The following is a 23,425-nucleotide window of genomic DNA, read 5'->3' on the forward strand; positions in this document are numbered from 1 at the left end:
CTGTGTTCTGGTCGAATCCTGATCGATTCCGGCGATTTTTTTATTCTCTTTCCTTCAAAAACCATTGACTTTCAAGTGCACTTAAATGATATATTAGAAGCAACGTAATTACTATTCTTTCTGTACTTCCAGAGTCCTTCCACGCCTGCTTTACGAAAACCTCTGCGAATACAGAAGCATTGCAAAGGAGAAAATTCTACTATGAAAGAAACAATTTTAGGCAATCACCTGCGAAAAGTTCCTTCCATTGCAGTCGGATGCATGCGGCTTTCCGAAAAATCGAAGGACGAGATGAATCATTTTATCCACTCCGCGCTGGAGCAGGGCGCATATTTCTTTGATCACGCGGATATCTACGGCGGCGGCATGAGCGAGACTGTGTTCGGTGAGGCATTTTCCGGTGATCCGTCCCTGAAACGGGAGGATATTTTTCTCCAGTCCAAATGCGGCATCCGCCAGGGCTTCTATGATCTGTCGAAAGACCACATCCTGGAATCCGTCGATGGTATTTTAAAACGTCTGCAGACGGATTACCTCGATCTTTTGCTGCTCCACCGGCCGGATGCGCTCGTAGAACCAGAAGATGTAGCTGCCGCCTTTGATGTTCTGTTTGAGAGCGGAAAGGTCCGCCATTTCGGTGTTTCCAACCACAAGCCGATGCAGATTGCACTGCTGCAGAAATATGTCCGCCAGCCACTCGTTGCCAATCAGGTACAGTTCAGCATTCCGGTTTCCAACCTTGTTGCAAATGGCATGGAAGTGAACATGGAAACACCGGGTTCGGTTGACCACGATGGCAGTCTGCTCGATTACTGCCGTCTGCACGATATTACCCTGCAGGCATGGTCTCCGTTCCAGATGCCATCATGGAAAGGATGTTTTCTTGGAAGCGACGAGTACCCGGAACTGAACCGGAAAATCCGTGCACTGGCCGAAAAATACAGCGTCAGTGATACCACGATTGCGGCAGCGTGGATTCTGCGCCACCCGGCAAATATGCAGCTTGTCACAGGTACGGCAAGCGAAAACCGCCTGAAAGAGATTATCGCGGCATGTGCTATTACGCTGACGCGGGAAGAATGGTATGAGCTGTATCTGGCGGCAGGCCATCCGCTTCCGTAAGTTTTTCTGTCCGCCTGCCCATATGCGGAACAAGGCTAAAATCCCCTTTTCGGATCCGTGATTGATTTATAACATCGGAAAAGCATTCCTTTGGATCTTATCGATCTTCTGGAATGCTTTTCCCTTTTCCTTTTCTTTTTTCATGCAGCTATCTGCAATCCGCATTGGCTGCCTGCCCATAACCAAACAACTGCTCTGTGATTTATCAGATCTCTCCCACCAGATATCCCTGTTTTCCGTCGCGCAGGAAGATCGGCAGTGTTTCGATCGGCGCCTCGATTTCGTAGGCTTTTCCGCCCTCATAAACATCACCGGTATTTGCCAGCGTCCAGGACGCACCGGCCGGCAGATAAACGGTACGGCTCGTTGCTTTTGCCCGGACAATCGGTGCTACAAGGATGTCGGAGCCGAACATGTAAGCATCGGAGATGTCCCAGCATGCTGCATCCTCCGGGAACTCATAGAACATCGTTCTCATGACCGGTGTTCCTTTTTCGTGTGCTTCTGCCATCAGGCTTCTCGTGTAATCGCGCATTTTTTCGCGGACACCAATGAATTTTGTCAGGATTTCATAATTTTTCTCTCCGAAGCTCCATACCTCGTTGTCAGCTCCGGTTCCCTCACGCACTTCGCCAGCCTTGTTGATGATTTCTTCTCTCGGTCCCCGGTTTCCGTGAATACGCATAACCGGGCAGAAGGTACCAAACTGGAACCAACGCACAAGCAGCTCCTGGAAGTCCGGATCTTCGGTCACACCGCCGTGGAATCCGCCGATATCGGTTGTCCACCACGGAATGCCGCAAAGTCCCATATGAAGGCCTGCGCAGATCTGTTTGCGGAAGTCCTCGTAAGTTGAGAAAATATCGCCGGACCACACAAGGGCTCCGTATTTCTGGCTTCCGAGCCATGCGCAGCGGACGAGGTTGACGATATCCTCCTGGCCGCTCTCTTTCTGGCCCTCGTAGAACATACGGGAATACTCTCTTGGATAAATATTTCCGATCTCTTCCACCGGGCCTGCGGCGTAGCGGTAGCACTCGTACTCATAGGTTGAAAACTCCGGTTCAGCCTCATCGAGCCAGAAGGTGCGGATGCCGAGATCTGCATAATTTTTCTTTACTTTCTCCCATACATACTTTCTTGTTCTCGGATTTGTTGCATCCAGGAAGACATTATTTCCATGGAACAGCATCTGTACATCAACACCTGCATTGCTCTTCACGAGGAGTCCCTGCTGTTTCATTTCTTCGTAATTCTCGCTTCTCCAGTCGATCTGCGGCCAGATGGAAACCATCGTCTCGATGCCCATCTCATGCAGCTCGTCGATCATTGCTTTCGGATCCGGGAAATATTCTTCATCAAAACGATAATCACCGCATCTTGGCCAGTGATAGTAGTCGATGACAAAGACATCCAGCGGAATGCCGCGTTTTTTGTACTCGCGTGCCACATTCAGTACCTGCTCCTGATTATAGTAGCGCAGTTTGCACTGCCAGAAGCCAAGGCCGTACTCCGGCATCATCGGAACTTTGCCAATGGCATCTGCAAAGTGCTCTTCAATTTCCGCCGGGGTATCGCCTGCAGTTACCCAGTAGTCGAGCTGCTTTGTGGTGCGTGCCAGCCATTCCGTTGTGTTCGTTCCGAAATGAACCTCACCGACCGCTGCATTGTGCCACAGGAAGCCGTAGCCTAGGCTCGATACATAAAACGGAATGCTCGCCTGCGAATTACGGTGCGCCAGTTCCAGGTTGCATCCCTTCAGGTTCATTCTCTCCTGCTGATACTGTCCCATACCATAAATCTTCTCATCCGGGTTGGAATCGAAGGATACTTTCAGCTGATAAGCGCCGCCCTTTAATGCACGGTAATCGTGTGCGCGCAGGCAGAGCGCTCCGCCGTTTGCGATCTCGGAGAGCAGCACCTCACCCTTCTGATTCAAGAACGTAATCCGCAACTTCTGTCCCCACGGCTGAAGCTCGAGAACCGCCTGGATTTTACCGTTTTTGATCGTCGCTTTCAGCTCGTCCACCAGCTCAATTTCCGCTTCCACCGGTTCCGGATCAAGCAGTGCAATGCTTCCCTCTTCTATCTCCGAAAGAAGCGTACCTCTCACCCGAAGACTGTCCTTCTGCCACGGCTCCACCCGGACCGTCTCCCCATCCTGCCGGAAAATCAGCGCATTTCCCTGTTTCTCAAAATACTGCATAAAAACCTCCCTTTCCAGAACCCGCCGTTCCAAACGCATGCATGGGCTCTGCTCTTTTCGTTTACTTTCTGCTTAGCATTATACTAACATTTCCGGCAGAATACTTGATCTTAATTTTCATGTTCTAACACTATTTTGATCTTTTTCAATTATTTCCCATTGAAATAAAGCTCTTTCTTAAGGAATCGGAATTCGCCTTTCCCCTGCGTCCGTTTTTCAACGCAAAGAACCCCCAGAGCCATTACAGCCCCGGGGGTTCTCATTCCTTCATTTATTATGCAAGCTTCAAAGTATTAACCTTAACTCCAGGTCCCATAGTAGGAGCCAGAGTAACGCTCTTCAGGTACTGTCCCTTCAGAGTAGCCGGTTTTGCTTTGTTGATTGCACCGATCAGCGTCTGGAAGTTGTCGCTTAACTGCTCCTCAGTAAAAGAAGCTTTTCCGATTGGCACGTGGATAATGTTTGTTTTGTCAAGACGATACTCAATCTTACCTGCTTTGATCTCTTTAACGGCTTTGGTAACATCCATAGTTACGGTACCAGCCTTCGGGTTTGGCATTAAACCTTTCGGTCCAAGTACACGGCCCAGACGACCAACAACACCCATCATATCCGGTGTAGCAACAACAACATCATAATCAAACCAGCCATCGTTCTGGATTCTCGGGATCAGCTCCTCAGCTCCAACGAACTCTGCACCTGCTGCAACAGCCTCATCAGCTTTTGCGCCTTTAGCGAAAACAAGTACACGAACCTGTTTTCCGGTACCGTGCGGCAGAACAACTGCTCCACGGATCTGCTGGTCTGCGTGACGTCCGTCACAACCAGTTTTGATGTGAACTTCGATTGTCTCGTCAAATTTAGCAGTAGCTAATTTCTTAACTGTGGAAATAGCATCTGCCGGATCGTACTGAATGCTACGATCAACTGCTTTTGCAGCCTCTAAATATTTCTTACCATGTTTCATTGTCTAATAACCTCCTGGTGGTAGTTGCGGGAATCTCCCTCCCACGTCAATACGAGAAGATGTAAACTCTTCTTCTAAATTAGTCCTCTACAACGATACCCATACTTCTTGCGGTACCTGCGATCATGCTCATAGCTGCCTCAACAGTTGCTGCATTCAGGTCTGGCATCTTCATCTCTGCGATCTCACGAACTTTGTCTTTAGAGATAGTAGCAACTTTCGTTTTGTTCGGAACGCCGGAACCAGATTTCAGGTTGCAGGCTTTCTTAAGCAGAACTGCTGCCGGAGGAGTTTTGGTTATGAAGCTGAAACTTCTGTCTGCATATACAGTGATAACTACAGGGATGATCAGGTCTCCCTTATCTGCTGTTCTTGCGTTGAACTCTTTGGTAAACTGTACGATGTTTACTCCGTGCTGTCCAAGTGCAGGTCCAACCGGTGGTGCTGGTGTTGCTTTACCAGCAGGAATCTGTAATTTGATATATCCTGTAACTTTCTTTGCCATTTTACGGCACCTCCTAAATAAATGTGGTAATTGCGGGAATTTCCCTCCCACGAAACGCCCCTGGGGCATTTCTTACATCTTCTTGACTTCTGCGAAACTTATTTCTACCGGCGTTTCGCGGCCGAACAGCTCAACATTGATGGTAACCATCTGTTTTGTATCGTTGATACTCTGAATCAGTCCGGTTGTATCCTTCCATGCGCCGCCTGTTACAACGACTGCATCGCCGACTTCAAGGTCAAGCTCAACCTTTTCCTCACCACCGGTGATTCCAAGGTTCACCATTTCCTCATCCGTAAGCGGTACCGGCTTGGATCCCGGTCCGACGAAGCCCGTAACACCTCTGGTATTGCGGACAACATACCAGGTATCGTCGTTCATGATCATGTTGATCAGAACGTAGCCCGGAAACAATTTCCGGAGTACCTGTTTCTTGGTTCCGTTCTTGACTTCAACAACTTCTTCCATAGGAACACGTACTTCCAAAATCTGATCCTCAAGATGACGGTTCTCAATTGTTTTCTCAATATTGGCTTTTACTTTGTTTTCATAGCCCGAATAGGTGTGGACTACATACCAGTTTACTTCTGACATTCTGACACCTTTATCCTTATTTGATCAATAAATTGACGAACTCGATTACAGCGCTGTCAACCAGGGTGATTAACCCGCAGGTTACTGCAGAGATCGCTACGACTGCAACGGTCTGCTTGCCCAGCGTTTTGTTGTCAACCCAGATGATTTTTCTGAACTCTGCTTTCAAGCCCTTGAACCAGCTCTTTTTGGATGCCTTTTTTTCAGTTTCTGCCATTTGATCACCTCTTACCAAAGATTATTTGGTTTCTTTGTGCATTGTGTGCTTTTTGCAGAATCTGCAGTACTTCTTTGTCTCCATTCTCTCAGGATGGTTCTTTTTCTCTTTTGTCATGTTGTAATTACGCTGTTTGCATTCAGTACATGCCAATGTGATTTTTACGCGCACGACTTCCACCTCCACTGTGTATTTGCGTTATCGCTTGTGATCCTTGCGGATCAGCGGCGGTCTCTTCATTTCTGCCCTGTTTTTGCTGCTCGTACTTCAGCAATTTCAGGCATAAAAAAAAGACCTTCTTCCATGTCGCTGGTTTATTGTAGCACAGGAACTGCCTGTTGTCAACAAAATTCACCAAAGTACGCTGAGATTTTTTATCAGGATCGTATCGTTCACTGGTTTCCGGCGAACTGTAACACCCTGTTTGTTCGAGGCGGTTCCGGACAGGAAATGGTTCTGCGCGCAATTTTTCCTGCGCGCAGAACCATTCTCCTATTCTTTCCCTTAAAAAAGCCTTACGCATCCGATCTGGAATACGCGTTTTTCATCTGGTTGCTGAGTTCAAAGAGTACCTTGTGCAGTGTTGCACCCGTCTCTTTTTTCAGCATTTCAGCGATTTTGTTGTTTGCTTCTTCTCTCAATTGTGTCTGTTTTGTTTCGTCTGTCTCCCCTGCAAGCAACGCATCGTACTGATGGATCAGTGCATGGCCTTTTGCCATCACCTTTTCCTGATACCGCTCAATGTGGAAGATAGAAGACTTATAGGATGCATCTGCCATTGCTGCCACCATGCGGCTTGCCCAGTAGAAGTTATCTGTGGAAACCTCTCCCGTTGTGTTGGAAAGATACTCCGGTGTTGTCGTCACATCGGTGTAGAACGGAACCAGCACATTGAATGCATTTGACGCAAATGCAATCCACTGCAGAATGCCGTTGTCTCCTTTGTGATCCGGGCGCATCTGGATGGCAGAAAGGAAATCGGTCCGGTTGACACCGATGGAGCGGTATGCCCCTTTCCACGATTTATCGCCGTATGCGGCATACGGGTCGTACGGTGTTCCCTGATAGTGGGAGGACAGTACGTATTTCACATCCTCTACGGTGATCTTCTTCTCCGGAACCATCATCCACGGAATATCGTCGGATACCGGTGTGTAATCGGCATCCGGTCCGTCCCATTTTTTCGTGTGCGGGTTCAGATAGCGCTCCATGAACCAGGCACGCGGTGTATTGTAAACGTGATCGGAATCATCGTGGCTTCCGAAAGCATCGCGCGGATTAAAATTTCCATCCATAGAAAGATCCAGATGATATGTTTCAATAAATTCTTTCAAGTCTGCTGAGCACATATATTCCTTCTGTTCGCCGAGCGCATCCTCCAGATCAAAATGGTCGATGCCAAGCTGGTTCGGCATGGCCACATAATGGTCATCCGGCACTTTCACTGCCATCCAGTGATGGCCGCCGATCGTCTCCAGCCACCAGATCTCATCGTGGTCCTGAAATGCAATGCCGTTCATCTCGTATGTACCGTACTGCTCCAGCAGGCTGCCCAGTCTTTTGACACCTTCTCTGGCGCTTTTAATATAAGGAAGAACAATATAAACGAGATCCTCCTCGCCGATTCCGCCCGGAACCTCTTCTTTTCCGTCTTCCGCCGGCTGATAAACGACAAGCGGATCAGCACCCAGCACACGCGGATTCGATGTGATTGTCTCGGTCGCAGTCATACCGACCTGCGCTGCATTCACGCCGCTTGCCGCCCAGACCCCCTCGCCTTTTTCTGCGTTTGGCACTGCAGTGTACCGCATCGGATTGTCCGGAAGCTCAATGGTCAGATGTGAAATCTCGGTTTTATATGTTCTCGGCTGCTCCTCCGGGTGAATCACTACAAATTTTTTCGATGTATAATGGCCTGCACCGGAATCGTCGTTTCGCGCGATCATGGTGGAACCGTCATATGATGCTTTCTTTCCAACTAAAATAGTTGTACAAGGCATAGCTATAGCCCTCCTTTTGCTGTCTTATGCTTCCGATTATGACACTTTCAACTGCGATTTGCAAGCACCATATTATCTGTCGTTTTCTTCCTTTTTTACAAAATAAACCGTATCAATTCCTTCTCCCCTGTCATCCTTCAGCCGCCTGACAAGACTATATCCCAGCTTGTCCAGGATATGCTCCTGGGCCCCGTTCGTGGACCAGGTACGGAGAGTAATCCGGCTTCCCGGAAATTTTGCCGCGATGTCCTTTTCTGCTTCTGCATACATTACCTCCGAAATTCCCTGTCCGCGGTAATCCGGCCAGACGCAGAGGGTGGTCAGATAGCAGGAATCCGGATATGCTTCCAGATTTTCACAGTTAAAATGATCCTTCCAGGTCATAAAGGCCCGCACGACTCCCTCTTCCTTCCACAGCACCACATGCTGACTGCAGATATTTTCCAGATATTCTGCAATTCCATCCGTCTTTTCTTCTGTCTCGGCCCAGTTCGTCTGGGATGTACTGTTGCGGTGGGAAAGCGGCGGAACGAAATCCTGATCGCACAGCTCCAGCAGCCGCCGGATTTCCTCTTTCTCTTTTCGATCCTCTATCCCGTCCCTTACAACGACTCTGCTCTCGCAGCACATCCACGGAAGCCGGCATACGAGTGCTGCGGCTGCACACATGCCATCTTCTACACTGGCGGCATCGAGCCATTCTTCTCTGGTATGCGCTCCCCCGCCCCGGCAGAAACCGACGCAGATAGCAGGAATATGCCGCGACAATGGGATATTACAGTCTGTGGATGCTTCAGAGCATACCGGTTCTTCCCCATCGGCTGCCTTCAGCGTTTTCTGTGCGCACCGCGTCATACGTGCCATCTGGACAGGATCGGTTTCTCTTGCGCACGGCCGCTTTCCGACGAGCTTGCAGGAATACTGTACCTCCTCACTCTGGCGTGCTGCTATGGTCTCCTCCAGATATGTTTCGCAGGCTTCCAGGCTCCTGTAATCCTCCGAACGGAATTCAAACAGCATGGAGGCATCCTGCGCAATCGTATTAACAGAGGTTCCTCCCTCTATTTTTCCCACATTGTATGTTGTATGAGATGCTGCATCCGTCTGAAAACGGTAAAGCTCTCCGATCAGGCCCGCAAGCTCTGCAATAGCATTTTTTCTTCCGAAATTCAGGAAGGAATGACCGCCCTTTGTTTTTGCCGAAATCCGATACCGGACAGACCCGATGCAGATGGGATACATTTTATCCCGATACAGATCAAAGGCTGCCATTCCGCACAGATTTTTTTCATAATGGTCAACAAGCGCGCGAACTCCGCACAGATTGCCAAGCCCTTCTTCTCCAAGATCCGCTGCAAAAATCAGACCGCATGGAAGCTCCGGCTCTGTCTCATGAACGTATTTTGCCGCCATCAGAAGCATCACAACATTCACGGTATCGTCTGTGATGCCGGGACAACGCCAGATCATTCCGTCTTCTTTGATCTCCAGCGGCTCCTCCAGCGAAAACACGGTGTCCAGATGCGCCGTATACAGAACCTTCTTTTCCTGTTCCGGCCGATACTCCCAGATTACATTTCCAAGCTCATCCGTATGAACCGACTCCATGCCCTGCTGTTTCATCCATTCCATGCAATATGCGATTCTCTGATCTTCTTTTCCCGTTTCCGTCGGGGTCAGTGTCAGCTCCCGCAGCGTCTGCAGCGCAAGTTCTTTGTTGTTCCGGCAAAAGTTTCGGTATTCTTCTTCTATTTCCCATTTTTTACGCATGAAGTACAATCCTTCCTTCTTTGTATTCCCATTCTGTTCCATATCTCTTGCTCACGCGGGTGAGATATTCTGCAATTTTTTCTGCTGTTTTTTCGTCTGCTACGTACGGAATATTTTTTTCTGCGTTTTCCCTGTCCATACCAAGCTCGACCGGCAGAAGCTCCAGATGTGTGCATTTCCCCTGACAGATCTCGAAATACGGCAGCACACTCCGATAGACCTCCGGAATTTCGTAGAGGGAATGTGAGGACTGCTCCTGCCGCCTGGCGATTCCGATGGATGCTGCCGTGTGAATATTCAGACCATATTTTTCCATGTAGTCCGCAGGCAGAAGGCGTACATACTGATTTTCAAAAATAAAATTTCCGAGGCAGTAGAAAATCGGACAGTCATGATACAGTTCGATTCCCTTCAGCTGATGCGTTCCGCCCCCGATCACCGCGCTGGCGCCCGCATCGATACAGGCGTGTGCAAATTCCTCCAGAAAATAATCCGCTTCCTCGTCATTGTCCTTACGGATTTCATGGGAATGTACCATAACCAGGACTGCCTCACATGTCATCTTCGCTTCCCGGATTGCATCGACGGTGCGTTTCACATCGATCGGATTCGGGCTGGAGCTTCTTCCCTCTGTTCCGTCCTTGCTGATTTCAAACATTTTCCCGCCAAATTCCATGACACCCTCGGAAAGCGGAGCTATAAATCCCTCCTGCCGGTGCAGATCCCGCAGTCCGTTGATTCCGGTCACCTCTGCAATCTTTGCAAGATCCTGCGCATGTTTCTCCGTAATGGTATATTTTTCCGAAAAGCGCAACGGATTTAAGCCCGGCCTGCCAGGCTGCCGTTCCGTCTGGCTTCCCGCCCTGGCTGCATTCTCAAACGTAGAACAGATATCAATCACCGCAATCTGTCCCGCTGTTGTGTCCAGAATGGCAGGACGCGATGCTTCGTAAAGATTTTTGCCTGCTCCGGCATATGCCACATCCTTTTTTTTCAGTTCGCTGATCGTAGATGCAAGTCCTTCATAGGAATAATCCATCGTATGATTATTCGAAATCCCAAGAAAATTAAAACCGTAACGCAGGGTATCTTCCAGACACTTCGCATCTGCCGTCAGCCATGTTCCGCCGGAATACGCCGATGCGTAACAGCTGCCGTCCGATATCGTCGTTTCCAGATTCGCCATCCGAACCTCTCCCTGCATCAGAAATTCGCGAATCGGCAAAACATCCTGATATCCCGGCAGAAGCCGTTTCATAATCAGAATATCACCTGCCGCCGATACTCTTATTGTTCTGTTCATTCTTTTTTTGCCTCCCGAACGATTCCTGCTCTCTGCTTTTGGAATCGCATCTTTATCCATTCTTATTTTTTCGTAACGGTTCAAAAGTCCCATCCCGGTTTTTCTTTCCTTTTACATAGCTCCAAATCGTTACCTTTTCTCTCTGTATCTGCTGCTTCTTTCTACCAGATCCGCAAAAAGGCGGTTCATCTCCGGCGCTGAGTGGATCAGCCCTTCCGGATGCCACTGTACGGCCACAATCTGTCCGTTGCGGCTTTCTATCGCCTCGATGGTTCCATCCGGCGCCGTTGCTGAAACCACGATGTCCTCTCCCGGCGTACGCACTGCCTGATGATGCATGGAGTTTACCGCATGGGTTCCCGCCCCGAGGATTTCTGCCAGATGGGTTCCCTCTTTAATTTCCACATGGTGATGCAGATAAGACCGCTCCAGGGACTGCAGATGCAGAATTGTGGTTTCCTTCTGTGTATAGATATCCTGGTACAGATCACCGCCGCACAGGACATTTAAAAACTGAATTCCCTTGCAGATGCCAAGCATGGGCATTCCCATCTCTTTTGCTGCCCGTCCAAGTGCGAACCATGCCTCGTCGATCTCCGGGCGAATGGTCTGGATCTGCGGTTTTGGCTCTTCTCCATAATACCACGGATTTAAGTCCTCTCCGCCGGGAACCAGAATTCCGTCGCACACAGCAAGTATGCCTTCCGGATCCGCTTTCATGGCAACTGCCGGAATTGCCATCGGAATTCCGCCGTTGTTCAGAACTGATTCGATATAATCGCTGTTGACATACATTCTCTCCGCACTTGAAAAAAGTCCCGGCTGTGTTTTATACGTATTTCCCAAGATTCCAATGATCGGTTTTCTCACTTGTAAACTCTCCTTTTTTACCAGATATGCCGAAAACGGCTTCACCTTTCCTGTGAACCCGCTTCCGGCATGCTTTTTCTTTCGTTATCGAATATTTTACAGTACATCCTGATGGCAGATATGACGGATCTTTTCCTCATCTAAAGCACGAATGACATTGGCTGCCATTGCGCTTGCTGCCTCCAGGTCTTCTTTTGCGCAGAAATTGTAATGGCTGTGCGCATAGCGGGATGGAACACCAAGCACCAGACACGGAACTGCTTTTCCTGTCACGCTGATTTTTGCTGCGTTTGTGCTTCCGCCTCTTCTTACGCTCTCCTGGTATTTAATTCCGCATTTTTCTGCTACTTCCTCGGCCAGTGAAATAAACTGCGTATTGGAAATATAGCTGTTGTCCAGGATACGAATCTGAACACCCTTCTTCATGCAGCCCTGTGCCTGTCCTGCGCTGATGAAAAAGTCATCGGAAGGAGATCCCTCAAATACAATGGCAAGGTCCGGTTTTACAATCTGACTTGTTACCACAGCACCGCGGGTTCCGACCTCCTCCTGTGCTGCAAAGGCGCCGACAACATTAACCGCAAGAGAAGCCTGCTCCTTTTCCAGCTGTTTCATCGTATCTACGATGCATGCGCAGCCGGCCCGGTTGTCAAATGCTTTTCCGAAGCAGATTTCATGCTCTGCATCGTATTCAAAGGTTACATCCGGCATCATCGGATCACCGATATGGATTCCGAAAACGTTTTCAACCTCCTCGCGGCTTGTTGCTCCGACATCCACATACATTTTTTCAATTTCCAGAGTCTGACTGCTGCGTTCCGCTGTTGTCATGAAATGAACCGGTTTTGCGCAGATAATACCATGTACCATTTTTCCGGATCTGGTGCGGATCCATACCGCATGTGCCGGAAGGCTGGTCAGATGAAAGCCGCCAAGCATGATAATGCCAAGGCATCCGTTGTCCTGGATATTCTGTACCATGAAACCGCATGCGTCCAGATGGGCATCCAGCTGGATGACCGGACGGGAATCCTGCTTTGTTCCCGGCATCCGCACATACAGGTTATTCATTGCGTCATTTTCTACATCAAATTCTTTGCAGTAATCTGCTATGGTACGGATGACATCCTCCTCGAATCCACTTGGTCCAAATGCATCGGAAAGCTTACCAAACATTTCTATATCCATTGTTTTATCCTCTTTTCTTTGGGTTTCTGTCAGATTTATATTCTTAATATACAACAAAGCAATGTGCTGTGACAATATCCATCCAGCGATCTGTCTCCAGCTTATTTGTGAAGGTATCTACCTTCTGCATTCCCGGATAAAACGACATCGTGTACGCTTTTTTCCAGTCTTTATAGGTTACCTCATATGTAAAGTGCTCCGGAAGAGCCACCTGACACTCTTTTTTCTGTCCGGCAACTGCCTTTTTTACCCCTTCCCGGATTTCGGATATCACTTTTCCTTTCGCTTTGCACCACGTTGCCGCACCGACACCATGCTTCGTTTCCACTGTCGTAATGCCCGGAATCAGTTCTTTGGCCTGACGGCAGATCTCTTCATCTCCGGAAAGGAACAGCACCGGTACGTGATGTGATGCTGCTGTATAGCTGTTCAGCATGCACTCACTCATCACTTTTCCATTCAGATGAATATACAGGCTGTTTCCTGTCGATGTGTGGCTGATCGAAAAATTGGGATCTCCTGCCGGTGCATGGTATCCAAGATACAGTACGCCGTCATAGCTGTCGTCGATACCATACATCATATTATACGGATGACCACTCTTTCCCCGGATCAGGGTGACATACTCCGGCATTTTCAGCGGGTCAATGTTGGATGCATCTCCGTGACCGTCCTTTACGACAATCTCATCCGCGCCCGCTTCATGTGCTGCTTCGCATGCCGCAACGACCTCTTCGGTCATCTCCTCTGCAAATCTCTGGTATACGCTTTCCTTCTTATGTGTTTCATCGGTCAGTGCCACTCCGGCACAGCCCTCGATATCTGCACTGATAAAAAGCTTCATTTCTGCTGTTCCCTTCTTTCTTTATCATAAAGATGACAATATACGTAATGTCCGTCATCCACTTCATATCGCTCCGGTGCCTGTGTTTTGCAGCATTCCATGCATTTTGGACATCTGGTATGGAATTTGCAGCCTGTCGGCGGCTTGTGGGCGGATGGGATGCTTCCCTCAAGCAGAATTCTTTCTCTTTTTGCCGTCGGATCCGGAACCGGAACTGCGGAAAGCAGTGCCTGCGTATACGGATGCATCGGATTGCTGTAAATTTTCTCTTTTTCTCCGACCTCCACGAAATTGCCGAGATACATAACACCGACACGGTCACTGATGTATTCCACAACGCTCAGGTCATGTGCAACAAAAATATAGGTCAGATCCAGGTCATGCTTCAGTTCATTTAAAAGATTCAGAACCTGCGCCTGAATAGACACATCCAGTGCCGAAACCGGTTCGTCTGCGATGATCAGAGACGGTTCTACCGCAAGTGCACGGGCAATTCCGATTCTCTGACGCTGACCGCCGGAAAATTCATGTGGATAACGGTTTGCATGGTAGTCATCCAGTCCTACCCGGTGCAAAAGATCCAGCACTTTCTTTTCCAGATCCGCTTTATCCTGATACAGATGATGCACCAGCAGCGGCTCTGCAATGATATCAAAAACGGACATTCGTGGATTCAGGGACGCATACGGGTCCTGAAAAACCATCTGTACTTTTTTCCGGATGGAACGCATTCTCCGGTCATTGTACTCTGTAATATCTTCTCCATCCAGATACACATGGCCCGATGTCAGATTTTCCAGTTTGCAGACCCCTCTTCCCAGTGTGGATTTTCCGCAGCCGGACTCGCCTACAATTCCGAATACCTCGCCTTTTTTCACCTCAAAGGTAACTCCGTCTACCGCTTTGACGAATTCCTTTTTCCCAAATCCGCTTCCGGCAACCGGATAATAAATTTTCAAATCCTCTACTCTAAGTAATGTATCCGACATCCTAGTCACCTGCCTTCTCTACGTGATCTGTTTTGAGCTGTCCGCTTTCGCAGAGCCAGCATCTGCTGATATGGCCTTCCTCGATCTGGAAAAATCCCGGTTCTTCCTCGCGGCATTTTTCCGAAGCGTATGGACATCGCGGCTCAAATTTGCAGCCTTTCGGCATATATTTCGGGTTTGGAACGTTACCCGGAATCGACTTCAGTTCTTTTCCGGCGTCTCCCAGTCTCGGAATCGATCCCAGCAGTCCCTTCGTATACGGGTGGGACGGATTGGCAAAAATTGTTTTTACATCTCCGCGCTCTACCACGCGGCCGCAGTACATAACGGCAACATCATCGCAGACCTCTGCAACAACGCCAAGATCATGTGTAATAAACAGGATGGATGTACCCGTCTCTTTTTTCAGCTGATTCATCAGATCCAGTATCTGTGCCTGAATCGTTACATCCAGTGCGGTCGTCGGCTCATCCGCAATCAGGATTTCCGGCTTGCATACAAGCGCCATGGCAATCATGACCCTCTGTCTCTGTCCGCCGGAAAGCTGGAACGGATACTCCTTCATCATATGCTCCACACGCGGAACACCCGTTTTCCGGAGCATGTCCTCTGCCTTTTTCAGTGCCTCTTTTTTTGATATTTTTTCGTGCTGCAGAACGCATTCTGCCACCTGGTCTCCAATCTTCATGACCGGGTTCAGACTGGTCATCGGTTCCTGGAAAATCATGGAAATCTTGCTTCCGCGCAGCTTTCTCTGCTGTTCCTTCGTCAGCTTTACAATGTCATCGCCATCCAGCAGGATTTCGCCGTCAGCAATTTTTCCTTTCGTTCCGGTCAGTAATCCCATCACAGAGAGGGATGTCACGCTCTTTCCACTTCCCGACTCGCCTACGATACCAAGCGTTGCGCCGCGTCGAAGCTCCACATCGACACCGTCTACTGCTTTGATCACGCCGCCATCGGTATAGAAATACGTATGTAAATTTTTTATCTCAAGTACGTTATCAGTAGCCACTTCTGCTCCTCCTTATCAATCGGAAAGTTTCGGATCGAGTGCATCGCGAAGTCCGTCGCCTAACAGGTTAAAGCTCAGTACGGTAAGGAAAATCGCAAGACCCGGGAAAATCGTCACATACATTGCACTTGCCATATAGTTTCTTCCGTTGGAAAGAAGCAGTCCCCATTCCGGTGTCGGCGGCTGTGCGCCCATTCCCAGGAAGGAAAGGCTCGATGCTGTCAGAATGGAAGATCCAAATGACATGGAATACTGTACAATGATGTCCGGAATGGCTCCCGGCAGAATATGGTGAAACAGAATTCTTGCATCGGAAACACCGATGTTCCGTGCCGCCAGGACAAAGACGGAATTTTTCAGGCTCAGCGTTTTACTTCGGACAAGCCGCGCAAAGGTCGGTGTAGAAAAGACAGCGACCGCAATCACAACGTTTGTCATGCCGCTTCCGAGGATTGCCACGATGGCGATTGCAAGAATCAGTCCCGGAAAAGCGAACAGGACATCGCAGATTCTCATAATAATAGAATCAATCCATCCGCCGTAATATCCGGCCAGAAGTCCGAGAATGGTACCACAGACTGCACCGACCGTAACAGCGCCGAATCCGACTGCAAGTGAAATCCGGGTTCCACAGACGATACGGGAAAACAGATCCCGTCCAAACTCATCCGTTCCAAACAGGTGCTTCATACTTGGTCCCTGCAGAATCGCATTGTAATCATACTCATTGATTCCGTACGGCACAATTTTGCTTCCGAAAAACGCAAGGAAAATGAGAAAAATGATAAAACAAAGCGCAACTACTGCATTTTTCTGTTTTTTAAATTTTCGAACCATCTCAGAAAACGGAGTTTTAATTCTCTCCTGGTTCTCGGTCTGTACTTTTTTCTTTTCTTTCATTCCACTCATCTCCTACTGAAGTTTAATTTCCGGATTCAGAACCGCATAGAGGATATCGACAATCAGGTTGATGACGATAAACTGCAGCGAAAAGATCAGAATCAGGGACTGGATTGCCGGATAATCTCTGTAATTGACCGATTCAATCAGAAGGGAGCCAAGGCCAGGATAGGCAAATACCGTTTCTGTGACAACAGAACCTCCCAGCAGAAAGCCGAACTGCAGACCCACAACCGTCACGACGGAGATCATGGAGTTGCGGAAAACATGCTTCCAGATCACAACCTTTTCTTTGATTCCTTTTGCTCTTGCTGTTCTGACGTAATCTTCTTTTAAAACCTCAATAATGGAGGATCTTGTAAATCGTGCGATCACGGCTGCAATTCCGACGCCGAGCGTGATCGACGGCATAATCAGACTTTTCAGGCTTGTTCCGCTTGTTGTCGGCAGAATTCGCAGTTTTACCGCAAACAGCATAATCAGCAGAAAGCCGATCCAGAACGAGGGGAGCGAAATACCTGAGACCGCAATCGTCATTCCGGTATAATCCTGCCATTTTCCCCGGTGTGTTCCGGACCACACACCAAAGAGCACACCAACAACCGAGCTCCACAGCAATGTGACAAATGCCAGACGGACGGTATTTCCGAATCTTCCCGCAATTTCCTTTGTAACCGGCTGCTTTGTTCGAAGGGAGGTTCCGAGATTTCCTTTTAAAAGTCCTGTCACGTAGGTAACATACTGTGCCGGAATGGATTTATTGAGGCCAAGCTCTTCTCTTACTGCCTCTACGTCATCCTGTGTTGCCTGCTCTCCTGCAACGAGTCTCGCCGGATCTCCCGGAATCAGGCGGACAAAGAAAAATACAAATGTAACAACAATAATCAGTGTGGGGATCGTACCCACAATACGCTTCAGTATATATTTTGGCATATTGTATCTCCTACTTTCATGCTTATCCTACAGGTACAATCCCACGGATCACTGCCTGCTTTCCTGTTTGTAAGAAACCGGCGCCCTCTTTTGATGGAAGGACGCCGGGGTCTTTTTCATATCCTTATTTCAGTCTGCCGTTATTCGGCTGCCATTCTGGCATTTCTCATGCCGATGCTTCCATCGCCTAACAGATATACTCCGGTAATGTTGTTGCTGGTTGCCCAGATGTTTTTATCACTTGCGATGCAGAGCAGCGGAAGATCCTTCCATACAGTATCCTGTACTTCTGCATAGATCTCACCACGTTTGTCTTCATCTGCTGTTGCAAGACCATCTTTGAGAAGCTGATCTACTTTTTCATTCTCATAGTAGCTGATGTTGTAGCTCATCGGCGGTTCAGATTCGGTTGCCAGCATCGGGCGAAGTCCCCAGTCAGCATCACCGGTGGAAGTAGACCATCCGCTTAAGTAGCAGTCAACCTCGGCATCTGCTCCTGCGCAGTCAGCTCCCTGAACCTTTTCATTCAGAACGGCATTTTCCATTCCGTTCAATTCCAGATCAATACCAACCTCAGAAAGCTGCTGTTTGTAGAACTCTGCTTTTTTCTGATTTGCTGTCGTGTTGCTGTACATCAGTGTTGTGGTAAATCCATCCGGATATCCTGCTTCCTTTAACAGCTCTTTTGCTTTTTCCGGATCGTAGGAATACGGATCATTTCCTTTGTAGTGCTGTACTTCTTCTCCTACCATAGAAGTTGCCACAGAACCGTAACCGTTCATAACGACCTGGATATATGCCTCTTTGTTGATTGCATAAGCCATTGCCTCACGAACCTTCACATCGTTGAACGGTGCTTTCTGTGTATTCATGAAGAAGTACCATACGGCGATGCTGTCGCCCATTCCAACGGATACGTTGCTGTCACCTTTTAAGGTGTCAACACTTTCTGTCGGTACAGACCACATAATCTGTGCGTCACCTGCCTGAATTGCAGATACACGGGTAGCACTTTCTGCAACCGGTTTGAATGTGATGCTCTTAAATCCTGCATCTGCATCTGCCAGAGCAGTTCCGCCGCAGACGTCTGCGTCATATCCCCACCAGTCTTTGTTCAGTTCTACTTTCATATGGTCACCGGCAACCCACTCAACAAATTTGTACTGTCCGGTTCCTACCGGTGCCTGTGCACAGGCATCTTCTCCTGCTTCAATCTGTTTCGGGCTCATGATCAGCGTAGCCGGATGTGCCAGGTTGCTGATGAAAGCACCGAATGACTGTGATAAATAAATTTTAACGGTATAATCATCTATCTTCTCTGCATGATCCAGAACATTGCAGAGGAATGTAGTACGTTTCAGTCCAAGGCTCTTGTCTGCCCATTTATTTACGTTTGCAATCAGGGCATCTGCATTCCACGGAGTTCCATCGGTAAAGCTTACGCCCTCACGAAGATGAATCGTATACTCGGTTGCTTCATCATTTGCTTCATAGCTGGTTGCCAGCATCGGAATGATCTGCATATTCTCATCGAATCCAAACAAACCGTCCATCATCATTCGCTGTACACCACCGGAAAGTGTATCGGAAGTATCCATCGGATCCATAGTGGTAAAGTCTACAGCTACCATTGCCGTAACATCAGAATCCTGGGATACCGACTCGCCTGCCGGAATCGTGATGGTATTCTCTGTATCTGCTTCCGAACCGGATGAGGTCGATGCAGCAGATGCTGTTGATGTGCTCTTACTTGCGTCAGAAGAACCTGTCGATCCGCATGCTGTCAATGCCAGTGCCGTTGCTGCTGCAACCAGAGCACGCATTACATGTCTTTTTTTCATTGTTGTCTCCTCCTTTTCTGCAAATGCTGCTGTTTTTCTTTGTCCTTTTTTTCACAGATAACAGAACCATGATATAAAAAAGAGCAAAGATGCCTTACTTTTTTTTTACAGCCCCTTTGCTTAATCGGTATTATAGATGTAATGCGTCACTATGTCAAAGCATTCTTCCTGATTTTTTCTTTTCTTTTTTGTCTTTTTGCATTTAGGTTGTTTATTTTCGTCAAAAATGATATAATTATCCTAATTTTTAACCCATTACCACTTTTTAACCGAATCAAGTAAGTCCCCTGCTTCCATTGCGAAAAGCAATAAGCAGTGGGTGGGGACTTGCTTGTATCAGGAGGAGTGCAAGCTCCTTCTGATAAACTGCGGAGCAGTTATTCGGTTATGAGCAAGTAGCGAAGCGGATTGCGAATACCCGCTTGACCAGGAAAAGAGGTCCCTTTATGAACAGAAAACAAAAGCTTGGCAACGTATTGATCATTTCTTCCCGGAAACGAATGCTTTCCGAATTTCAGTCTTATCTTCACTCCGTGCTCGGTGAATATCTCACCTTCAATACCCTTTTGAGAGAGCAGGCCACAGACCCCTCTCTCTTCCGGGGATACCAGTGCGTCCTTTTTCCAAGCGTCCGCGCCATGGAAACCTTTCCGCTTACCCTTGACTCCTCCATTTTGCAGCTCCCCTGCGACCGCGTTTTCAACCATATGTTCCTGGATAAAATCATTCAGATTCCGCCGCACGAACGTGTCTATCTGGTAAACGATGATAAATATTCCACGCTCGCTATCATTTCCCAGCTTGAGGAATGCGGCATCACACAATATGACTTTGTTCCGTTTTATCCCGGATGCAAGGATACCGAGTCTGACATTCAGTTTGCCATCACCGCCGGCGAGCCGCAGCTCGTTCCTTCCCGCATTCCCAATGTGCTGGATATCGGCAACCGTATCATCGATATTTCCACTATTTTACAGCTCTGCGAATATTTCAACATTCCTCTGCAGACCGTAAACCGTGTATCGCGCAATTATGTCAATCAGATTCTTCACACCGTCAAGACCTCAGAAACCTACTATACAAATTATGTACAGACCGAACAGCTCATGCAGGTTATCCTGTTCTCTCTTCCCATTGGCATCTGTCTGTTTGGTGCGGATGGCCGCATTCAGTTCATGAACGCTAAATTTGCACATGCCTTCTCGCTTCCCTCCTCCAACTTTGAAGGACAGCCTTTTTCGGAATGTCTTCCGCCTGCCTACGCGGACACTGCTTTCGACCGCAACGGTGACTGGACCATTCTCCTTTCGGATCAGAAAACACAGATCACGTTAAGCGTTCTCTCTATGGTTTTTCCGGATACAGAGCCTGTTTTTCTTGCGTTTCTTCCCGAGAGCAGATCCACGGAAATGTCGGTACCGAAAGACGAAAAAACGGAAGAAAGCACTTTTTTCGCTTCCTCCCGTACCTTTTCCCTTTCCCTGTCCCACGCAGATTCCGTCCAGAATCTGATGGCGCAGGCCAGACATCTTGCACTTTTTGATTTTCCGATTCTGATCCAGGGAGAAAGCGGTACACAGCGCAGGACACTCGCACGTGCGATCCACAATTTTTCGCGCCGCCATCATTATCCGTTTTCCGTTCTTCATTCTCCGGGAAATGATCTGACCGAAGCCTCCCTGCTCCGGCTTCTTGCCGAAACCAACCATGGCACACTCGTTCTTTCCCAGGTGGACCGTTTTCCGCTTTCCATTCAGGATCTGCTGGTCAATGTTCTTACCAATGTTCATGGTAACTTCTTTTCCGCACCGGAAACCCGCCGTTTCGATGTGCGGATCATTGCTATTGCGGATGATAACCTTTACAAAAAAGTAGAAAAAGGAACCTTCCTGCGGGAACTTTTTCACCTTTTAAGTGCTTCAGAGCTTCAGACAGTCCCGCTCCGCAGACGCAGGGAGGATATTCCCGATCTTCTCAATTACTTTCTGCTTCAGTTTTTCCACAACACCGATATGACCTGCGACCGGATCTTTTCGGAAGGGCTTCTGCGCTTTCTGAAGGAATATGCGTACCCCGGAAATATTCATGAGCTGTACAATCTGTCCTGCAGCCTGTTTACCCGGTACAGCAGCCATAAGCTGCAGCTTTCCGATCTGCCAACGTACCTCCGCTCCCGCCAGATGGCTGACGTTTCCCTCACCGACCTTCAATATCAGGTTCTTTCTTTCGTATCGACGCATCCGAAAGCAGGCCGCCTGGCAATCAAAAACGGACTGGCCGACGGAGAAACCTTTGTATCCGAAGCGGCTCTGCGCACCGTACTCGGAGAGCTTTCTTCCGCCGGTTATCTCATCGTGCACCGGACAAAAGGCGGATGTGAAATTTCCGAGCTGGGGCGTATGGTTCTGGAAAAATAATTTATTTCAGAAATCCCGGTATTTCCAGAAATTCTGCAAGGCTGCGGTATCTGGCTCCGTCCAGGCCTCTTTTTTCCTTTGCGGTTACCATAGAGTTCAGGATCGCTTCCTCCACAGCCTCTGCCGCTGCTTCAAATGCCTCGTTGATTTTTTCTTCTTTTATCCGGGCACACGCTTCCACCTCACATGTACTCTTTGTGTCTACGCGGTTTGCTGTTGTAAATCCGATCATGATTTCACCGCTTCCATGGCCGGTATAGGCTCCTGTTCTGGCGATTCCGACTCCACAGCGGCGGATAATCCGGTACAGCTGCCGCTCCGATACCGGAAGATCTGTTGCCAGAACCGTCATAATCGATCCCCGGTCTTCGGCGCTGCTTCCACATTCTTCCTTCCGGATCCGCTCCAGAATCTTCTCTCCTGCCGGTTTTCCACTGATTTTCAAATCTCTGGTTGCCCCGAAATTTGACTGTACCAGAACACCAATGGTATATGTTTTTCCGTCAAGCACCAGCGTGCGGGATGCTGATCCGATTCCCCCTTTCAGCCCATAGCAGATAGTTCCTGTTCCGGCACCGATATCACCTTCCGCAAAGTCTGTATCCGCCTGCTCCAGTGCATGATACAGCTCTTTTTCCCCCACTACCCGGTTACAAATCTCATTGATTCTCGAATCATTACATTCTCCGACAACCGGATTGATGGAAAAAACATCTTCCCCTTCTTTTCGGGTCTGCTGTATCATCCATGAAATCATGGCATCCGCCACTTTTCCGACATTCAGTGTATTGGTCAGGGCAATGGGCGTTTCAAGAGTTCCGAGCTCCTGTACCTGCACAAGACCGCACGTTTTCCCGAAACCGTTATGCACGTAGGCAGACGCCAGGTACTTTTTCAGAAACGGATTGCCTTCTCCCGGCACAATCACCGTCACTCCGGTATGCTGATTTCCACTTTCCACCGTCGCATGGCCTACCCGCACACCGGGCACATCCGTAATTTTGTTTCGCGGTCCATTTTCATGATGTCCAATCCGATATCCGTAATCGCTGATTCTCTTCTGTCTCATCCTGTTTCCTCCTCTTTTTATGATGTACTCCCGGAATTTTTCAGCTCGCACAAATACAGGCACAAAAAAAGACTCCGAAGATACATTTTTCTCTCACTTTACGCTCTCTTCTCTCTTCTGTCCATACCTCTTCCCACAATTTTTCTTCTTTTCTTTATATTTTTTCCATTTCTTTTAGAATTTGGACACACTTTGCTCACATATTCCTTTTATAATAAATCTCGGATAGTTGATAAACCACTCACTATCTCCCCCCTCATAAAAAGATGGCGATATACTTTTGTATATCGTCATCTTTGTTTTTACTGACAAAAACGCCCCCGGCGGAAAACGTAACCACTTCCGTTTTCCGCCCGGGGGCGTTCTTTCTTTTTGCTCAGGCCTCTGCAGCAGCTTCCTCTGCTTCCGCTTCTGCCATCGCCTGTTCGTACTGTTTCAGGATAATGGTCTGAATCTTTTCTCTGGTTCCGGAGTTGATCGGATGTGCGATATCGCGGTACTCCCCGTCCGTAGCCTTACGGCTCGGCATTGCAATAAACAGTCCTTTTTCTCCTTCAATCACTTTGATATCATGTACGACAAATTCATCATCGATTGTGATAGACACAACCGCCTTCATTTTTCCTTCTTTTGTTACCTTGCGTACTCTCACGTCTGTAATGTTCATAAACTTTT

21 protein-coding genes are annotated in these 23,425 nt (G+C 48.3%); 2 read left to right on the forward strand and 19 right to left on the reverse strand.

Features of this window, described 5'->3' with window-relative positions; all coding sequences use genetic code 11:
- Positions 1-201 precede the first annotated feature (201 nt).
- Positions 202-1,122, forward strand: a complete 921-nt coding sequence (locus tag DW769_RS03955) for an aldo/keto reductase (RefSeq protein ID WP_117761719.1) — start codon at positions 202-204, stop codon at positions 1,120-1,122.
- 205 nt (positions 1,123-1,327) lie between these two features.
- Here the strand turns inward: DW769_RS03955 and DW769_RS03960 are convergent, their stop codons facing one another.
- The 17 genes from DW769_RS03960 to DW769_RS04040 all read right to left on the reverse strand — a co-directional run bounded on the left by DW769_RS03960 (position 1,328) and on the right by DW769_RS04040 (position 19,264).
- Complete coding sequence (locus DW769_RS03960) at positions 1,328-3,328, reverse strand: glycoside hydrolase family 31 protein (RefSeq protein ID WP_118749993.1); 2,001 nt, start codon at positions 3,326-3,328, stop codon at positions 1,328-1,330.
- A 274-nt stretch (positions 3,329-3,602) separates the two neighbouring features.
- Entirely contained in the window at positions 3,603-4,295 is a 693-nt protein-coding gene (rplA, locus tag DW769_RS03965) for a 50S ribosomal protein L1 (RefSeq protein WP_022463246.1), read from the reverse strand.
- 79 nt (positions 4,296-4,374) lie between these two features.
- Positions 4,375-4,800, reverse strand: a complete 426-nt coding sequence (rplK, locus tag DW769_RS03970) for a 50S ribosomal protein L11 (RefSeq protein ID WP_022463245.1) — start codon at positions 4,798-4,800, stop codon at positions 4,375-4,377.
- 72 nt (positions 4,801-4,872) lie between these two features.
- Positions 4,873-5,394: a transcription termination/antitermination protein NusG gene (gene nusG / locus DW769_RS03975; RefSeq protein WP_022463244.1), complete on the reverse strand. Its 522-nt coding sequence runs from the start codon at positions 5,392-5,394 to the stop codon at positions 4,873-4,875.
- A gap of 16 nt (positions 5,395-5,410) precedes the next feature.
- Complete coding sequence (gene secE, locus DW769_RS03980; RefSeq protein ID WP_022463243.1) at positions 5,411-5,611, reverse strand: preprotein translocase subunit SecE; 201 nt, start codon at positions 5,609-5,611, stop codon at positions 5,411-5,413.
- Positions 5,612-5,632: 21 nt separating this feature from the next.
- On the reverse strand, positions 5,633-5,782 hold the full coding sequence (gene rpmG, locus DW769_RS03985; protein WP_055219257.1) for a 50S ribosomal protein L33: 150 nt from the start codon (positions 5,780-5,782) through the stop codon (positions 5,633-5,635).
- 344 nt (positions 5,783-6,126) lie between these two features.
- Entirely contained in the window at positions 6,127-7,611 is a 1,485-nt protein-coding gene (locus DW769_RS03990) for a C69 family dipeptidase (RefSeq protein ID WP_118749994.1), read from the reverse strand.
- Between the two features lie 72 nt (positions 7,612-7,683).
- The gene (locus DW769_RS03995) at positions 7,684-9,381 is read right to left on the reverse strand and encodes a M20/M25/M40 family metallo-hydrolase (RefSeq protein ID WP_158579789.1); all 1,698 of its coding nucleotides are present in this window, start codon (positions 9,379-9,381) and stop codon (positions 7,684-7,686) included.
- Positions 9,374-10,684 (reverse strand): CapA family protein, encoded by a 1,311-nt coding sequence (locus tag DW769_RS04000; RefSeq protein WP_158565914.1) that lies wholly within the window; start codon positions 10,682-10,684, stop codon positions 9,374-9,376. The genes DW769_RS03995 and DW769_RS04000 overlap by 8 nt, the downstream gene beginning before the upstream one ends.
- Before the next feature lie 129 nt (positions 10,685-10,813).
- Positions 10,814-11,554: a gamma-glutamyl-gamma-aminobutyrate hydrolase family protein gene (locus tag DW769_RS04005; protein WP_055226730.1), complete on the reverse strand. Its 741-nt coding sequence runs from the start codon at positions 11,552-11,554 to the stop codon at positions 10,814-10,816.
- A gap of 96 nt (positions 11,555-11,650) precedes the next feature.
- Positions 11,651-12,742 (reverse strand): M42 family metallopeptidase, encoded by a 1,092-nt coding sequence (locus tag DW769_RS04010; RefSeq protein ID WP_055265634.1) that lies wholly within the window; start codon positions 12,740-12,742, stop codon positions 11,651-11,653.
- A 43-nt stretch (positions 12,743-12,785) separates the two neighbouring features.
- Positions 12,786-13,586 (reverse strand): M55 family metallopeptidase, encoded by an 801-nt coding sequence (locus DW769_RS04015; RefSeq protein WP_055219245.1) that lies wholly within the window; start codon positions 13,584-13,586, stop codon positions 12,786-12,788.
- A complete protein-coding gene (locus tag DW769_RS04020) occupies positions 13,583-14,575 on the reverse strand; it encodes an ABC transporter ATP-binding protein (RefSeq protein WP_055219243.1) in 993 nt (330 codons plus the stop codon). The genes DW769_RS04015 and DW769_RS04020 overlap by 4 nt, the downstream gene beginning before the upstream one ends.
- A gap of 1 nt (position 14,576) precedes the next feature.
- Positions 14,577-15,590 (reverse strand): ABC transporter ATP-binding protein, encoded by a 1,014-nt coding sequence (locus DW769_RS04025; protein ID WP_055219240.1) that lies wholly within the window; start codon positions 15,588-15,590, stop codon positions 14,577-14,579.
- Positions 15,591-15,605: 15 nt separating this feature from the next.
- Positions 15,606-16,490 (reverse strand): ABC transporter permease subunit, encoded by an 885-nt coding sequence (locus DW769_RS04030; RefSeq protein WP_055265632.1) that lies wholly within the window; start codon positions 16,488-16,490, stop codon positions 15,606-15,608.
- A gap of 12 nt (positions 16,491-16,502) precedes the next feature.
- Positions 16,503-17,423: an ABC transporter permease gene (locus DW769_RS04035; protein ID WP_118749996.1), complete on the reverse strand. Its 921-nt coding sequence runs from the start codon at positions 17,421-17,423 to the stop codon at positions 16,503-16,505.
- 140 nt (positions 17,424-17,563) lie between these two features.
- The gene (locus DW769_RS04040; RefSeq protein WP_118749997.1) at positions 17,564-19,264 is read right to left on the reverse strand and encodes a glutathione ABC transporter substrate-binding protein; all 1,701 of its coding nucleotides are present in this window, start codon (positions 19,262-19,264) and stop codon (positions 17,564-17,566) included.
- 446 nt (positions 19,265-19,710) lie between these two features.
- Here DW769_RS04040 and DW769_RS04045 point away from each other — a divergent pair, with 446 nt between their 5' ends.
- On the forward strand, positions 19,711-21,681 hold the full coding sequence (locus tag DW769_RS04045; RefSeq protein WP_118749998.1) for a sigma 54-interacting transcriptional regulator: 1,971 nt from the start codon (positions 19,711-19,713) through the stop codon (positions 21,679-21,681).
- 1 nt (position 21,682) lies between these two features.
- Here the strand turns inward: DW769_RS04045 and DW769_RS04050 are convergent, their stop codons facing one another.
- Both DW769_RS04050 and spoVG read right to left on the reverse strand, forming a co-directional pair.
- Positions 21,683-22,750, reverse strand: coding sequence for a P1 family peptidase (locus DW769_RS04050; protein ID WP_118749999.1), 1,068 nt, complete (start codon positions 22,748-22,750; stop codon positions 21,683-21,685).
- A gap of 376 nt (positions 22,751-23,126) precedes the next feature.
- Positions 23,127-23,417, reverse strand: coding sequence for a septation regulator SpoVG (spoVG, locus tag DW769_RS04055; RefSeq protein WP_022463229.1), 291 nt, complete (start codon positions 23,415-23,417; stop codon positions 23,127-23,129).
- Positions 23,418-23,425 lie beyond the last annotated feature (8 nt).

The sequence above is a fragment of the Blautia sp. AM29-29 genome (genome assembly GCF_003480555.1).
Classification (GTDB): domain Bacteria; phylum Bacillota; class Clostridia; order Lachnospirales; family Lachnospiraceae; genus Fusicatenibacter; species Fusicatenibacter saccharivorans.